The organism is Sporosarcina sp. So3-204 (assembly GCF_058068165.1).
Map to the genome: position 1 here is coordinate 1,207,468 of NZ_CM176485.1, position 15,921 is coordinate 1,223,388.

A 15,921-nucleotide genomic window follows, 5' to 3' on the forward strand; every position below is an offset into this window, starting at 1 on the left:
ACGTGAGGTGATTTTTTTGATAAAATGAAGAGAGTTCATTATGGAAGGTGTCGTAAAAGTATTATGCGTAAGTTTCAGAAGTCAATCGTATTTGATTATCTACAAATAATGGTTGGCGCAACAATAGTCGGGTTAGCATTTAATATTTTCCTCTTGCCTTCAAAGATTGCAGCTGGCGGGGTTTCAGGTATTAGTACAATTCTATACGAAACTTTCGAGTACAACCCTGCATATGTACAATGGCTTATTAACATCCCTCTCTTACTCATAGCGTTTATTTTTGTGGGAAAAGATTTCAGCAGTAAAACTTTGTTTGGTACACTTTATTTACCTTTTGTTATTTGGATTTCAGCTGATATTAAGCTTGTTATTGATAATCCGATGCTCAGTGCGATTTACGGTGGTATTATGCTTGGTGTCGGACTTGGTATTGTTTACCGTGGTAATGGTTCAACAGGCGGTACTGCATTGATTGCACAAGTTTTAAAAAAGTTTACTGGGATATCAAGTGGTTTTTCACAATTACTAGTTGATGGGCTAGTCGTTGTTGCATCCGCATTCTTTTTTAGTTTCGAGCTGGCTTTATACGCTTTAATGTCAATTTACGTAACAAGTAAAGTGATTGACTTCGTTCAGTTAAATACATCTACAACGAAATTAATCCTAATTATTACGGATAAAGAAAAAGAAATACAGGCACTGATTAGTGAAGAGTTAAACCGCGGATTAACAAAAGTACAATCAATTGGTGGTTTTACAGACGAAGAAAAAACAATGATTTTATGTGTTGTCGATCAGGTAGAAGCTATCTATTTTAAGAAGCTTATTAAAGAGAGAGAACCCAATTCTTTTGTAATCTTCTTAAATGCATCCGAAATTTTAGGACGCGGTTTTTCTAGGGCGCAGTATGATTGATTTCATTGCATTATCATAAAAAACGAAGGCTTTGTGAACCAGTTACAGCTGGTTCACAAAGCCTTCGTTTATTTGAATGTCTCTAAGGGATAAATTTTGTTGGATGTTTTGTCCTTAGAGCACAAAGACTTGATAAGTTTATTAAAGTAGTATTTAAAACAATATAAACACTTTTACAAGTTCGACTTAATAAAAAAATGAAAGGACTGAGATAAATGATTGAAAAGATGTTTAGCAGATTGGAAGAAATATTTCCGGAATTGGTGACGTTTAGAAGAGACCTCCATATGCATCCAGAGCTTTCACATAAAGAAGTTGAGACACCAAAGAAAATAGCAGCCTATTTAAAAGCGCTAGGCTTAGACGTTAGAACTGAAGTTGGCGGCCGTGGAGTAGTAGGAACTTTAAAAGGCGGGAAACCGGGTAAAACAGTTGCGCTTCGGGCAGATTTCGATGCGTTACCAATTCAAGATGAAAAAGATATAGCGTATAAATCCCAAGTGCCGGATGTAATGCATGCGTGTGGACATGATTTACATACTGCAGGCTTATTAGGGGTTGCAAAGGTATTAAGTGAACATAAGGAAGAATTAGAAGGAACGGTTGTTTTTATTCATCAATTTGCAGAAGAAGTCATACCAGGAGGCGCTAAATTCATGATTGAAGATGGCTGCCTAGACGGTGTTGACGTCGTTTACGGGGCTCATGTTAGCCCATTAGATTCACTTGGATACATAGGTGTAACAGAAGGGAACTCAATGGCAAGTGGAGATACTTTTGAGTTTGAAATAAATGGTACAGGTGGGCACGCAGCTAAACCACATTTAACGGTAGATCCACTTATATTAGGTAGCCAACTGTTGTTAAACATACAGACGATTGTTAGCCGTCAAGTAGATCCACTTAAGCCGGCAGTTATTTCAGCCACTTCTTTTACAGGTGGTAAAGGTTTCAATGTAATTCCTGATACAGTGAATATTACGGGTACAGTTAGAACGTTTGATGAAGATGTACGTGATCTTATTGAAGAAGCATTAGGAAAAATGGCAGTTTCAACTTGTAATGGGCAAGGAGCATCTGTTGAATACAAATATGTACGTGGCTATCCGGCTGTTAAAAATCATATAGGTGAAACAAGACGTGTAGAAAGAGTAGCCAAAGAGTTATTTGGTGAAGATGTAGTGCAGCATATGGCTCCGCAAATGGTGATGGAGGATTTTGCTTATTATCTGAAAAAAGTTCCGGGTACTTTTTTCTGGGCAGGCGCTGCGATGGAAAATGCTAACCAAGTATTTCCTTTACACCATGCGAAATTTAATGCAAAAGAAGAAGTCATGCTTAATATTGGTAAGTTATTTATTGCAAGCGTACTTGATTATTCATCAAGTAATGAAGGTTAAGAATACAATTTTTTTAGGAGGAATAAATAAATGAAAGAAATTATGAGTGCTGCAAATAGCATACCGCTATGGATAGTTGCATTTATAGTCATCGCAATTGTAATTTTTCAAGCAATTGTCTTCTTAAGGTTAGCATCAAAAACAGCGCCAGAGGTTGGAATGACACCGGAAGAAGTAAAGATATCGATTAGAACTGGTTTTATTAGCTCATTAGGACCGTCTTTTGCAATTGGTATTGTCATTGTATCTTTAATAGCATTACTTGGTTCCCCGATGACGCTTATGAGAATCGGAATAGTAGGTTCAGCCGCAACAGAAGCGGCCGCAGCTGAAATAGGTGCGAAGGCGTTTGGTGTTAGTTTAGGCGGAGCGGGTTTTACATTGGAAGCATTCTCAACGGTTGTATGGACAATGTGTTTAGGAGGAATGGGCTGGTTAATCGTAACGGCTATTTTTACAAAATCTCTTGCTAAAACGCAATCAAAAGTTAAGAAACGCAATCCTAAAGTAATGGTGATTGTTTCTTCTGCTGCGATGCTTGGTGCTTTTGCGTACCTGGCAAGTGACCAAATGGTTAAAAGTGAAAACCATACTGTTGCGGGAATTGTAGCTTTATTAGCTATGTTTGCTGTACAGGGAATTGCTAAAAAAACAAATGCGACATGGTTAAAAGAGTGGGCGCTAGGAATTGTTATGCTTTTAGGCATGATAGGTGGATATATTTCTATGATTCTTTAATGTGAAATTTAATTATAAAAGATTTATTTTGAGGAGGAAGATTATTGGTTATTAATATGGATAAATCAACCGAAACTGAAAATAGTAGTATGGATGCCTTTCATAAAAGTGCACACTTTTGGGGGCGCTTGACGCTTGTTGCAGCAATATTGACAACGCTTATGGCCCCATTATATCTATCATTTGTGTTAGGTGCTCATCCTGGGTGGGGTCCTATTGTGACAGGTGTCATTGGCTATGCGAGTTTTATCGGTATTTTATGGGTTTTGGAACCAATTACATACTTCCCTGTATTGGGAATTGCGGGAACGTATCTTGCTTTTTTATCAGGAAACATTGCGAATATGTGTCTACCGTGCTCCGCTGCCGCTCAAGAAGCGATTGGCGCTGAACCTGGTTCAAGAAAAGCGGAAATCGCGGGTGTATTCGGTATAGCAATTGCTTGTTTAGTTAATACAGTTATCATTATATTTGTCATCTTAGGTGGCTCATATCTCGTTACAATACTACCCCCTGCAGTTGAGGAAATGTTCGGTTTTGTACTACCAGCAATTTTCGGTGCAGTACTTGGACAATTTGCATTTAAAACGCCTGTATATGGCATTTTGGCTCTTGTAATCGGAATGGGTGTACTATTCTCTCCAATCCCGAGCCTGATAAAAATCATTACTTGCGTTATAATTACAGTAAGCCTTATTCTTTTTATTGAAAAAACTAAAGAGAAAAAAGAGAATACATCTTCTTCAGCTAATTAATTATAGGTGGTGGTTCAGTATGATTGAAAAACATTTTAAAATTAATGAAATTAGATTAAATGACAATATTGAACGTCTTGCTGAGATTGGAAAATTTGGAGAAACTGGTGTTTGTAGACTAGCTTTATCAAAAGAATATATGGATGGTTTACAGCTAGTAAAACAATGGATGGATAAAGCTGGATTAAACACGAAAGTAGATCATTTCGGAAACCTGATAGGACGCCTTGAAGGAAAAAATCCAAACGCACCCGTGCTAATGATTGGTTCACATATAGACTCTCAGCCATACGGAGGGAAATATGATGGGACGATTGGTGTCTTAGCAGGATTAGAAGTTTTACAAACTTTTATTGAAAATGATTTAGTACCTGAAATGCCGATAGAAGTCGTCGCATTTTGTGATGAAGAGGGCTTTAGGTTTAATAAAGGACTTTTCGGCAGCCGTGGAATTGTTGGTCAATTGGATGAGGATGAGTTAGATCGAGAAGATAAAGATGGAATGACTAGAAGAGATGCATTAATTGAGTGTGGTTGTGATCCTACTAAACTTTCGGAGTCTATGTATACCGAAGGCTCGATTGCATCCTATTTAGAATTACACATCGAACAAGGGCCAGTCTTAGAAGTGAAAGATGCAGCAATCGGTATCGTAACGGGAATAGCTGGTCCTCTTTGGTTGAAAATAGAGCTCACTGGTTTTTCAGGTCATGTAGGTTCGGTTCCGATGAATTTACGCAGAGATGCATTGGTTGGTGCTTCTAAAATAATCAGTACTTTCAATGATATTGTGAATCAAGATCCTGATGCATCGACTGTTGGTACAGTAGGAAATATTGAAGTATTCCCAAATGCAAGAAGTATCATTCCTGATAAGGTTTCGTTTACGATCGATTTACGTGATATTAACCTAGAACGTCGTAATCAGTACGAACTAGAATTAAGAAACTGTGTTAAAGAAATTTCCTATGAACATGGGTTAGATTTTGTAATTACCGAAGAATCCAATGTTGAACCTAAATATTGTGATGAAGGAATTATACAAATCATGCGTGAAGAAAGTGCTGTTATGGATACTGAAGTACCAGAATTGATGAGTGGTCCTTTCCATGACGCAATCATAATGGCTGAAGTATGCAAATACGGAATGATTTTTGTGCGCAGTAAAGATGGCATCAGCCACAATCCGCTTGAATATTCATCGAAAGAAGATATCTCAATGGGTGCTGAATTATTATTACGTACAACAATGCGTTTAAGCAATATACACAGTTAATAGTCCAATATCGGAACTAGTATCAAGTTTTGTTCATTAATAAAAAATAGAGTGATAAAAAGAGCTTTAAACCGCAAAGGTTTTAGCTCTTTTTTTGTGGAGATCACGGCGTTTAGCATGATGTTATTCAAGTAATATGTGAATGTTGTTAATAATAAAGAAGCAAGAGAAGTTAGATACATTAAATCAAAATATGGAAAGTGGAAGTCATTTATCTAAATTGATTATAAAGTGCTGATTTTGATGGGTTCAGGAGATTAGTATGTTACTTAAGTGTGGTGTTAAAGCTGAAAATCCAAAGAAATGACTCGTTTAATAAATGGGAATCTATTATTATAATAAATTCTAGGATGATAGGACTATAACCTACTTATCCTTATTTTGGGTTTCTTTTACATACTAGATTCATAATGTTATTTATCTTCATTCAGCAGAATACTCCCACCTCTATAGATGGTGAGAGTAATGCAATTTTACTTCTTTTTCAGTGGATGATCAAACTCCTGTTGAATAAAGATAAAGCCTCCGGCGGATGTCACAGATTTTGAAGGGAGTTTATTAAGCAAGCTCAATTCAAAATCTGGACGCAATCACGCCGAGGCGTGATTGATTAAGGTAATGAAGTTGGTTTAGAACTAAGAATTGGTGACAGTATCAGTATTCTGGAAATGAATTCGGCGCATTTGTCGATATTGAATTCAAGAAGGTGATGATATAATGAAAGTATTGGACGTAAGCCCGTTTCATGATGTATTACGGCGGAATATAGCCATGCTTGGTCGTCTTGAAAACGAAATGAACGCAATTGAAACAACTGTTAAGCAGCTCGTCGCAATGGATGAATCATTGAAAGGACAAGGAGGCGATGCAATTCGTAGATTTTATCAGGATTGCCATTTACCTCTCTTGCAATTTTTCAATATTTTAAAAATTGATTTTGAAGGAACTCTTACCAAAATGAATTTAGCACTAGACGCCTTGGAACCTGATGCGAATGGATTTATCCGTGAAGGATTTCTGGAGGACGATGTTGAAGAGGGACTTACAAAGATTGCAGAAATAACAAGTAGTCTAACGACAGAAGCAAATGATATTATGAGTCAAGTCGCAGATATTGTTGGGCTCCCACATTTAGATGACAGTGAAGTACAAGAAGGTGTTATACAAGCAGGAAGGAAACGTGATCAAACAGTAAATGATTTAAATGAGTTCAATGTAACTCAAACGAACATACTAGCAACGATTGAATATGCTCTTTTGACTATGTCAACATGGCTTTCAGATATTGAAGGATTGTTTCAGGAGGGGCTTACTGATATTCATTTTGAGTCTACTCAGTGGGCTGCAATTACACTGAACAGCAGATTGCAAACAGCCATCGACCAACAGACTACCGGGGTAGAGGTAGGTCTAATGTGCAGTAATCAGGATCATCTAATCGGCAAAGAAAACACAGCAGGAGCCTTTCGTACACTTGAAAGCAAGAGAAATGAGACAATCGAGCGTGGAGTATAAATGTCAACCTAAGTATGTACACTTTCGCTTGTTTAAAGATGTACAGAAATCACTCCTCTTCCTTTTTGAGGTGATCCTTTATTCTGTAGGATGGTCCCACGATACTAACGACTGTTGCGTGATGAAGAACACGATCTAGTATGGCATTAGCCAATTTGGTGTCCTGGAAAACCTCATCCCATGCTTTAAAATTTATATTCGTCGTTAAAATCGTACTTCTTTTTTCATACCGCATATCAATGAGCTGGAAGAACATCTTCGCATCCTCAGCTTCGATTGGTAGGTAACCAATCTCGTCAATAATCAATAGTCTATATTTCGTATAATGCTTTAAACGGACTTCTAAGCGATTCTCTATCTTTGCACGCTTCAAGTTCTGAATTAAGTCATGACACTTTATAAAGTAGGTACTAGTACGTTTCTTTGCGGCCGCAATACCTATGGATGTTGCCAAGTGAGTTTTTCCAACCCCACTAGGGCCTAAAAACACAATATTCTCTTGTGCCTCGAGGAAGCGTAATGAAGTGAAATCTTGAATTTGCTGCTTATTAATACTTGGTTGAAATTCAAAATCAAATTCTGCGACCTCTTTTCGGTGAGGAAACGCACCTACCTTAACCATTGCGTGAATCATATTTTGTTCTTTCACATCAATCTCGTAATTTGTAAGTTTGACTAAAGTATCGATAAATGACAATTCATTTTTAATGCTGAAGTCGACGACTTCTCCTAAATGGTGTGTCATTTGTTTCATTTTTAAGTACTCCAAGTTTTGGATTAGTTGCTGATAACTATTATTCATTTCTATACACCTCACCAATTGCTTCCAGGTTTTGTTTAGCTAATTTATCGATATCCGGATAATACGGAATTGCTTTGGCGAGTGTATCTTTGTAATGTATTTCTTTATAATTTAGTTTTGCTGTAGTTATCTTATGCTGCACAATTAAATCCATGGTATAGTAGATATATAAATGATCATCATATACTTGTAACCCGACCGTCTTTCCCTGATACTTGGCTGGAACTGAGTACTGGTTTGACTTGTAGGAAATCATGTTTGAGGCATTGACTTTTACAAGTGTATGTTTGATTTTGTAAGAATCTTTTACTTTGTCCTGTGGTAGGGGGAGTAAGAGGTTCTTTTCTTGTTTGTGCGCAAAAAGTGGAATCTTATTCGTTCCCTGATTGACACTTTGATTAATGCGTGTACATAGCTTTTGCACGAATTCGTGCAATTCTTCATAATTGAACTTCCCCTGGTAAGCATGAATCTCATCTAACAGTTTCATGGGCGCTTCTACTTTTCCTTTTGTTCTAGGTCTCCCAGCAACACAAGGTTGGACTTTAAAACCAAAATCCTGTGCAAATTGAGTAAACTTGTTATTTACAACACCTTTGAAATAGTCTGTTCTAGCATCGTCCATTACAGTTTTCATATTGTCTGTCACAATCACTTTCGGTACGCCTCCAAAAACTTCAAATGCTTCTGTCATAAATGATAATAAGACAGCCTGTGATTTTGAAATACTTAAATGAAACGCTCTAAATCTTGAATAAGAAAGTAGTAACACTGCTACGTTAACATATATGATTTCACCATCTTTCATTTCATAACGGATGCTCTCTTTCCAGTCTAGCTGTGCTTGTTCACCAGGCTTCGTCTCGTAACGAATACCGGATGATGCACTTGATGTTGTACGTTTACCATCATCGAAGTACGCCTTGAATTCTGGCTTTCGATTAATATAAGCACCAAAATTAGATTGTGAACATTGTAGATTATGGTTATCTTTTAAGTACTGCCATAAAACTCTTTTGTAATAAAAAACTTGTTTGGATTCTGTGGATAACAACTCCGCGATATCTTCATAATTTTTATCGATTTTAGATTCTTTCTTTCTCGTTTGCTTGGGTGTAAAACCATTTAAATACTTATCAATCGTGCGACGATCTGCACCTAATTCTCTAGCTAACTGGCTTTTGTTTATTTTCATTTTTAAGTTCTCCATTAGTGTTTTTAGTTTGGATAAATCACAAAGACTCTTTATCTCTATTTCTGTTTGAATATCTAACTGTAGATACATTCCAATCACCTCATAATAATTATGAGGATTACAATTAAGTTTGTACATATTTATTCAAGCATTTGTGTACATATCTAAACTATCATTTATACGTGGAGCCTATGGAAACTACAATCTGTTGAAATTCCACCTCTATGAAAACGGCCTCATCATCAAAGAATACCAACTAGGGACAAGAAAACCGATTCAATACGAAGTGGTAAAAGCGGTAGAAGAAGAATTCGATGATGGCGGTGTCCGTGAACTCGATTGCTTTTTTGAAGGCACGCCTCTTGCGTTCGTAGATTATGTCAGTCCGCAGGGAATCATCAAAAAAGGATTCAAAAAAGGATTGCTCCCCCTCTTCACGGGAAATAAACCTGTCAAATATAAAGGAAATCTTTCTAACATGAAGGTATCTACGGTTGGGGAGAAATCTAAGGGCGCGGGTAATGTTTTAGATGATGGTACAGTGTGGGGAAATATAAAAATTACTCAACCAGTTTATAAAGGTACAAAAATACCAAAATCATTTGAATTAGCAGTAGATGGTGAAAAATTTTGGATTCATCCAAATGGAACAAAACATATGGTAGAGTATATAACAAGAGATGCGACTACACATGGTATGCCGATAAATAGTCAAACTTTATTGTCAAGTTTCGAAAGCTCCGTAAAGAAAGCTATTAATGAAGGTGTCAAATATGAAGAAATTATGAACGTAAGCAAATGGGAGTTAATATTTAGTAAACCTCGTGGAGACGGATTACTACTGGTAATTAAGCACGCTGTATATAGACCTTAGAAGGAGACATGATTATGTTAAAAGTAACAGAATATAAAGAAAGTCAGTCTATAAATATTGAATATGATGTTTATACACCGATTAATATAGAATTCGGTACTTGGAATATATCAAAGGAACCAACGATCTATTGGCGAACTGGGGATTTCAAGAAATCTTTAATTGAAATAGGAATAGGAAAATATACTGGAAATATCCGTTCTATTACACTAGTTTTGAGTGAAAACATACACGAGTTGGAAAGTTTGAACTTAGATATGAAAAATATAACTTTGATTAAAGGCATACCTAATTTTCAAGTTGAAGAATATGCCGATAAGACGTATATAGATGAAAATAGTAAATTGAATGTATATATAGGGATTGATAAGGTTGTAATTTCATTTTCGGAAAATGATACTGTGTCAATTGTACAAAATGATAATGTGGGATTTGCATTAGATATAAATAAAATGGTTTGTGGCATTATAGTAAGTGGCATATTAGAACATGAAAAGAATATATTAGAAGAAGCATTTAAATAAAGTGTTACGAAATAGAAAAAATTGAACCTTGATTGGCTAATATGCCTTCAAGGTTTTTGAATAGGTTACACTTAGTTGGACAATTAAATTAAGGGCATGTAGAATTATACAAAAGAAGTGAGGAGATCTACTATGTCCACAAAAAGAAGAACGTTTTCAACAGATTTTAAAAAACAAGTCGTTGCACTCTACGAAAATGGGAAAAGCCGACAAGCAATTACTGAAGAATACGAATTAACGCCGTCTGCATTGGATAGATGGATTAAACAATTTAGAGCGTCTGGTTCTTTCAAAGAGAAAGACAACAGATCTCTAGAAGAACAAGAAGTAATTGAACTCCGCAAGCGAAACAAGCAACTTGAAATGGAAGTTGATATTTTAAAGCAAGCCGCGCTGATCATGGGACGAAAATAGAGGTTATTCAAAAGAATCGCCACAAATATTCGGTATCAGCAATGTGTAAAGTCCTTCAAATTGCACGTAGTACTTTCTATTATGAAACTGAAATAGCTGCTCAAAAAGAACAAGAAAAATTAGCAGAAGAATGCGTATTAAAAGAAAAAATCACAAATGTTTTTAATGACAATCGCAAAGTCTACGGAACTCGAAAAATAAAGATTGAATTAGATAAAGAGGAAGCATTATTTCCGGTCTCCAGACGTCGAATTGGCCGTTTAATGAGCGCGCTAGGCCTCGAATCGAAGTATGCTAAACCATCGTATAAGCCAATGGCGACAAGCCCTAATGAAGAATCTATTCGAAATGTGTTAAACCGAGAATTTGAAGTGGATAAAGAAATGTCCGTGTTAGTTAGCGACTTAACGTATGTAAAAGTTGGACGTCGTTGGAATTATGTTTGTTTTTTAATTGATTTATATAATCGTGAAATTGTCGGGTGGAGCGTCGGCGCACAAAAAGACGCAGCCCTAGTTCAACGTGCGTTCGATTCAGTTAAATACCCACTAGGAACTGTGAACTTGTTTCATACAGACCGTGGTTCAGAATTTAAAAACGTTGGCATCGATGAGCTATTAAGTGATTATAAAATTACGAGATCTCTTAGCCAAAAGGGAAACCCTTATGATAATGCGGTGGCAGAAGCTACATTTAAGATTTTAAAAACAGAATTGATTAACAGCGCGCACTATCAAACGCTTGATCAACTGTCGCTTGAACTTTTTGATTACGTCAATTGGTACAACAATATCCGTTCACACGGTACATTAGGCTACTTAAGTCCAGTTGCTTATAAAGCAATATCCCTTAATAGTTTTGTTTGAATTAGTGTTGACTATCCACCTTTTACTATGGAACTCTTACCCAAATGGAATTAGCGCTAGATTACTTAGAACCTGATACAAATGGGTTTATTCGTGAAGGATTTTTGGAGGGCGATGTTGAAGAAGGATTCACAAGGATTTCAGAAATAACAAGTGATCTTACGACAGACGCGAATGATATTATGAGGCAAGTCGCAGATATCGTCGGACTTCCGCATTTGGATGACAGTGAAGTACATGAAGGGGTTCACCATGCACGAAGAAAACGGAATCAAACTGTAAATGATTTAAATGAATTCGATGCAACTCAAACGAACAGACTAGCAACATTTGAAAATGCTCTTCTAACAATGTCGACATGGCTTTCGGATATGGAAGGATTGGTCACTGACGGCGTAACGAATATTAATTTCCCGATGGACAGATGGGCGATTTTAGCAGCTGAAAATAACCTTTTGACTGATTTAACTCAACGCATGGATGCGATGGAGGGAATATCCGGCATTAATGGTATAGATGAACGACTAGCAACGAAATTAGATGCTCACATTGCAGGTCGTTATAAAGTGATAGACGGGCAAATATATGTAAATGATTTATCTAACTTTTATGGGGTTAGCAACTACGGATTTTCAGGAATGACGACTACAGCAACACCAATTGATTATTTGATTAGGCAATATACTACTGGGGAATATGGAACCCATACAAAGGAAGCCTCTACTAATTTATTTTCAAAATCATGGAATAGCTTCAAAGAGATAGGCGTTGATGCTTATGATGGGTTAAGTACAAGATGGGATAAAGCATTTGATTCACCCTATGATTTCGTTAATTATATAACTATCGGCGTTTCAGATGGTATCTATTCAGGTGCTAAAGACAGAGCAACTAAGTGGAATGACTCAGTTTTTGATTTCACAAACTATATAACAGTAGGTTTTGCTGGAATGGTTAAGGAGGCTTTGGCACCAGAAGATTTATTATCAAAAGAGCATTGGATGAACAGTTTTGGGCTTATGACAACGGCTGCAGGGGGCGGGGCACTAAAAAATATTGCGCAAACGAAACCAGGTTCTGTTAAAAATACGGTTTCCGATAAATCTGTGGAAATCAACAAAGCTAATCCTAAAGTTATTGAAGAACTTGGCGGTCCTGTTATAGATGGAAAACGAGTTGGAAGTGGGAAAAGGTTGATGAAGTAAAACCAGTTTGGGGAAGAGATGAAAAAGGGACGCCGTTTATAGAAAAAGAGTTCCCTCATGTATCAAAGGAACATGGTTTTTCTGATATTGTTGATAATTATTCTAGGTTTGCTAATGAGTTGCCGCTAGTGGGGGAAAATCTCGTTAATAGAAAGTTTTTCCAAGTAGAAGGAAGTAATAATGGTATGAAAGGTATTTTTGAATGGAATATTGAACCGAATGGTGATTTGAGTCATAGGAGGTTCATTGAAAATGGTGTTATTACAGGAACGCCGAATCAGATTCCCCAAAAATAAGAGGTGTATAATATGAATTTAAAAGATTTACAAAAGAGACAGATTAAATATGACTGGAAAACTATTTACGTAGGTGTGAAAGAAAATTATTTTAGTAAAGATATTATTTCTGACTATGCGGTAGAATTGATGGGAATTGGTGATGAAAGCGTGTTTGTCAATGAAATTGCATGGGGAGTATCTATAAAGGATCTAGATAAGGTGATGTTAGAAATAAAAACTAATTATTTTCCTCATTTAGATGAAGAATGCACAACAATAGAAGATGAAAATAGAAAACTAAGATTTGTTTATTTGTCAAAAATAAGAGAAGTTTTTAATGAAGATAGCGAATTATTAAACAAAATTGCGGAGTTTTTTGAAAATCATCACTATCCGGAAGATATGATTAGTTTTATTAATTATATGCCTCAAGAAGTCCCAACTACGAAAGAGAATTTAATAAAAAGGTTTGATGAATTTTTGAAGTTAGAGAAAGTGAAATTTAGTTAGCTATACGCTGGCACCTTTTACTATTTTGAAGGAACACTTACCCAAATAGGATTAGAACTAGATACCCTAGAACCTGATACAAATGGGTTTATTCGTGAAGGATTTTTGGAGGGCGATGTTGAAGAAGGATTCACAAGGATTTCAGAAATAACAAGTGATCTTACGACAGACGCGAATGATATTATGAGACAAGTCGCAGATATTGTTAGGCTCCCGCATTTGGATGACAGTGAAGTACATGAAGGTGTTATACAAGCAGGAAGAAAACGTAATCAAACTGTAAATGATTTAAATGAATTCGATGTAACTCAAACGAACATACTAGCAACGATTGAATATGCTCTTTTAACAATGTCAACATGGCTTTCAGATATAGAAGGATTGTTGCAGAGTTATTATTGCGTACAACAATGCGTTTGACCAATATTTGATTATAATAACGGGTTTTGTTCGTTAGTATAAAGTTAGTATGATATAAGAGCTAAAGACCACAAATTCGCATATGAATTTGTGGTCTTTGAAGGGCCTAAAAATAATTTCTAATGCAGCAAACGCGCCCATGTGTAGAATATCTAACACGTTGATTTCCGTTCCATACGGACGCGTTCTGGAGGGCGGGCGGTGGACCAACCCGTTCGCTTCGCTCCCGTTGGTTGTTTCACCTGTCCCGCTGATCCTCTCAGAGTCGCCGTCTTGCACTCCAATCAACTAAGTGCGTATAAATATAGTAATTTAAATCCTACAATCGCACTCGATAATCCAATACATATTTCTGAGTTCCCAACATATTATATCCGTTTTAACGATAAGTTCTAAAATGAACCATTATAATCTCCATGTACAATTGCATCTAATTTATACGTTCCAGACTTTTTCCTTAAATCATATCTAATAGTATAGTTCCGGTTTGCTTCTATTAATGCCCATATACTAAAATCTTCTATATAGATTTTCTTATCATTTGAAAGTACTATCCATTGTTCCCCAGTTGTTATATTTTGTTCTTTATTAATCACATCAATATTTTAGGACAGTATTTTCAAGAAAAGGATTATAGATTATCAAACGATATAAAAAAAACACCGCAATCAAAAGTAACAATGATAGCACTATGGTTTTCTTCTTCATACTTTTCTCCTTTGAAAGATAATTTGTCTCTAAAACTAAAAAGATACTTTACTAAATAATAAGTCCACTTTGTGAAAAAAGGGCACGATTCTGGAACAAACAAATTAAAATTTCATAATCAATTTACGCTTGCAGTTGATTTAAAATCAGTTTCAACACATCGTCTTGTGACATATCATTGGTTAATATCATTTCTCCATCCACATCAAGATAATCATTTGGATTCCACCAGGCACGTAAAGAATCCTCTCCAAATTCCATCTTTTTTTCTCTCGAGTTATGACGTGCGACTGTTTCCTCAAAAGATAAATCAAAGTAATATGAATATGCCTTATAATCATAGAACTGTATTAAATTATTCAGCATTTCGCCATAACGTTTTTTATATAAAATTCCTTCCACGATAATAAATTCACATTTGTCTTTACCGTATGCTGCGATTTGACGAATCAAATCAATTGAAAGATTCCCTTCTCTATCTTGAACTCTCAACATTTCACGCCGAACAACATCTTGAGAAACCAATAATGTTCCACGCCCCAAATAATTCTGAAGCCTTTTTGCAGTCGTTGTTTTTCCACTCCCAGAGTTTCCTCGTATGATAATTAGCTTGGATTCCATAGTTCCCCCCCACATTCAAAATTTATGAAAGTTAAATATTTAATCTTTATTAAAATGGCCCGTTAATGGCATAAAATTTATGCAACAATCGCGCCCGATTGTTTAATACAGTTGGATAGTAAGCGTCAAATACACCCCACCTTCTAACCATTTTCGTAATATGTGATAATCACCTTACGATCAAAAGTTAGGAGGTTTTTACATGACAAGAGACGCACGCCGAGAAATGTGGCAAGCACGAATTAATGTATTTAAAGCAAGTGGTGAATCTAGCGTCAAGACCTGGTGTGCTGAAAACAACATCAGTTACCAAAGTATGTATGCATGGCTCAAAAAGGATTGGCCCCAAACGGATACTGCAGATTCAGCTCCTCAATGGATCTCTTTCGATAAAGTCATTCAGGAAAGTAATTCCACTACATCACTATTACTTACAATCGGCGCTATTTCCATTCAAATTGAAGAGGGTTTCAATCCTATACTTTTGGGTGAAGTTCTTCAGGTGCTTCAAACAAATGTTAAGTAAAACGCAAATCAACCATGTTTATTTGGCCTGTGGCCATACTGATTTACGCAAATCGATTGATGGTTTAGCAGTCATTGTACAGGAAAGCTTTCAGCTTGATCCGTTTTCCCCTAGTTTATTTGTTTTTTGTAATAGGAACCGCGATAAACTGAAAATTCTTCATTGGGATCATAACGGTTTTTGGCTTTACTACAGAAGGTTGGAAAACGGTCTGTTCCAGTGGCCAAATGGTTCAACCACACAACCACTATCTATTAGCCATCGACAATTAAATTGGCTACTGGATGGCTTGCCTTATGAACAAAAACAAGCCCACAAAAAAGTTTCTGCAAAAGTCATCATTTAAAAAAGGAATTCGGCGAGTCTTGTCGAATTTCTT

General features: G+C 36.3%; 16 protein-coding genes and 2 pseudogenes. 15 read left to right on the forward strand and 3 right to left on the reverse strand.

The genetic code is table 11. The features are described 5' to 3' along the window. The first annotated feature begins 63 nt into the window (after nt 1-63). The 6 genes from AC3RV6_RS05820 (at nt 64) to AC3RV6_RS05845 (ending at nt 6,599) form a co-directional block, all read left to right on the forward strand. Nucleotides 64-915, forward strand: coding sequence for a YitT family protein (locus AC3RV6_RS05820; RefSeq protein ID WP_489748517.1), 852 nt, complete (start codon nt 64-66; stop codon nt 913-915). A gap of 215 nt (nt 916-1,130) precedes the next feature. Continuing rightward, nucleotides 1,131-2,315 carry a M20 metallopeptidase family protein gene (locus AC3RV6_RS05825; protein WP_489748518.1) on the forward strand — a complete coding sequence of 395 codons (1,185 nt, stop codon included), beginning with the start codon at nt 1,131-1,133 and terminating at the stop codon, nt 2,313-2,315. A 30-nt stretch (nt 2,316-2,345) separates the two neighbouring features. Continuing rightward, complete coding sequence (locus tag AC3RV6_RS05830; RefSeq protein WP_489748519.1) at nt 2,346-3,053, forward strand: DUF5058 family protein; 708 nt, start codon at nt 2,346-2,348, stop codon at nt 3,051-3,053. Nucleotides 3,054-3,097: 44 nt separating this feature from the next. Further along, on the forward strand, nt 3,098-3,808 hold the full coding sequence (locus tag AC3RV6_RS05835; RefSeq protein ID WP_489748520.1) for a small-conductance mechanosensitive channel: 711 nt from the start codon (nt 3,098-3,100) through the stop codon (nt 3,806-3,808). A gap of 19 nt (nt 3,809-3,827) precedes the next feature. Continuing rightward, nucleotides 3,828-5,084, forward strand: coding sequence for a M20 family metallo-hydrolase (locus AC3RV6_RS05840; protein ID WP_489748521.1), 1,257 nt, complete (start codon nt 3,828-3,830; stop codon nt 5,082-5,084). A gap of 717 nt (nt 5,085-5,801) precedes the next feature. Beyond that, on the forward strand, nt 5,802-6,599 hold the full coding sequence (locus tag AC3RV6_RS05845) for a ribonuclease YeeF family protein (RefSeq protein WP_489748522.1): 798 nt from the start codon (nt 5,802-5,804) through the stop codon (nt 6,597-6,599). A 49-nt stretch (nt 6,600-6,648) separates the two neighbouring features. Here the strand turns inward: AC3RV6_RS05845 and istB are convergent, their stop codons facing one another. Both istB and istA read right to left on the reverse strand, forming a co-directional pair. After that, nucleotides 6,649-7,401, reverse strand: a complete 753-nt coding sequence (istB, locus tag AC3RV6_RS05850; RefSeq protein ID WP_489746253.1) for an IS21-like element helper ATPase IstB — start codon at nt 7,399-7,401, stop codon at nt 6,649-6,651. Continuing rightward, the gene (gene istA, locus AC3RV6_RS05855) at nt 7,394-8,686 is read right to left on the reverse strand and encodes an IS21 family transposase (RefSeq protein WP_489746254.1); all 1,293 of its coding nucleotides are present in this window, start codon (nt 8,684-8,686) and stop codon (nt 7,394-7,396) included. Before istA ends, istB begins: the two co-directional genes overlap by 8 nt. A gap of 40 nt (nt 8,687-8,726) precedes the next feature. Here istA and AC3RV6_RS05860 point away from each other — a divergent pair, with 40 nt between their 5' ends. The 7 genes and pseudogenes from AC3RV6_RS05860 to AC3RV6_RS05890 form a co-directional block, all read left to right on the forward strand. Further along, nucleotides 8,727-9,470: a hypothetical protein gene (locus AC3RV6_RS05860; protein WP_489748523.1), complete on the forward strand. Its 744-nt coding sequence runs from the start codon at nt 8,727-8,729 to the stop codon at nt 9,468-9,470. A gap of 14 nt (nt 9,471-9,484) precedes the next feature. After that, complete coding sequence (locus AC3RV6_RS05865; protein WP_489748524.1) at nt 9,485-9,994, forward strand: hypothetical protein; 510 nt, start codon at nt 9,485-9,487, stop codon at nt 9,992-9,994. 132 nt (nt 9,995-10,126) lie between these two features. Beyond that, nucleotides 10,127-11,274, forward strand: a protein-coding gene (locus AC3RV6_RS05870; protein WP_489748525.1) for an IS3 family transposase whose coding sequence is annotated in 2 segments (ribosomal slippage) — nt 10,127-10,373 and nt 10,373-11,274 — 1,149 coding nt in all. Because the reading frame shifts where the segments join, the coding sequence is not laid out codon by codon here. 41 nt (nt 11,275-11,315) lie between these two features. Beyond that, a pseudogene (locus tag AC3RV6_RS05875) lies at nt 11,316-12,479 on the forward strand (T7SS effector LXG polymorphic toxin); the annotation flags it as partial. 128 nt (nt 12,480-12,607) lie between these two features. Next, nucleotides 12,608-12,775: a hypothetical protein gene (locus AC3RV6_RS05880; RefSeq protein WP_489748526.1), complete on the forward strand. Its 168-nt coding sequence runs from the start codon at nt 12,608-12,610 to the stop codon at nt 12,773-12,775. 12 nt (nt 12,776-12,787) lie between these two features. Continuing rightward, nucleotides 12,788-13,267 carry a DUF2247 family protein gene (locus AC3RV6_RS05885; protein WP_489748527.1) on the forward strand — a complete coding sequence of 160 codons (480 nt, stop codon included), beginning with the start codon at nt 12,788-12,790 and terminating at the stop codon, nt 13,265-13,267. Between the two features lie 30 nt (nt 13,268-13,297). Further along, nucleotides 13,298-13,687, forward strand: a pseudogene (locus AC3RV6_RS05890) (T7SS effector LXG polymorphic toxin); the annotation flags it as partial. 831 nt (nt 13,688-14,518) lie between these two features. Here AC3RV6_RS05890 and AC3RV6_RS05895 read toward each other — a convergent pair. Beyond that, nucleotides 14,519-15,016: a kinase gene (locus AC3RV6_RS05895; RefSeq protein ID WP_489746057.1), complete on the reverse strand. Its 498-nt coding sequence runs from the start codon at nt 15,014-15,016 to the stop codon at nt 14,519-14,521. A gap of 202 nt (nt 15,017-15,218) precedes the next feature. Here AC3RV6_RS05895 and tnpA point away from each other — a divergent pair, with 202 nt between their 5' ends. Both tnpA and tnpB read left to right on the forward strand, forming a co-directional pair. After that, nucleotides 15,219-15,542, forward strand: a complete 324-nt coding sequence (gene tnpA / locus AC3RV6_RS05900; protein ID WP_489746065.1) for an IS66 family insertion sequence element accessory protein TnpA — start codon at nt 15,219-15,221, stop codon at nt 15,540-15,542. Next, the gene (gene tnpB, locus AC3RV6_RS05905; RefSeq protein WP_489746066.1) at nt 15,532-15,888 is read left to right on the forward strand and encodes an IS66 family insertion sequence element accessory protein TnpB; all 357 of its coding nucleotides are present in this window, start codon (nt 15,532-15,534) and stop codon (nt 15,886-15,888) included. The genes tnpA and tnpB overlap by 11 nt, the downstream gene beginning before the upstream one ends. Nucleotides 15,889-15,921 lie beyond the last annotated feature (33 nt).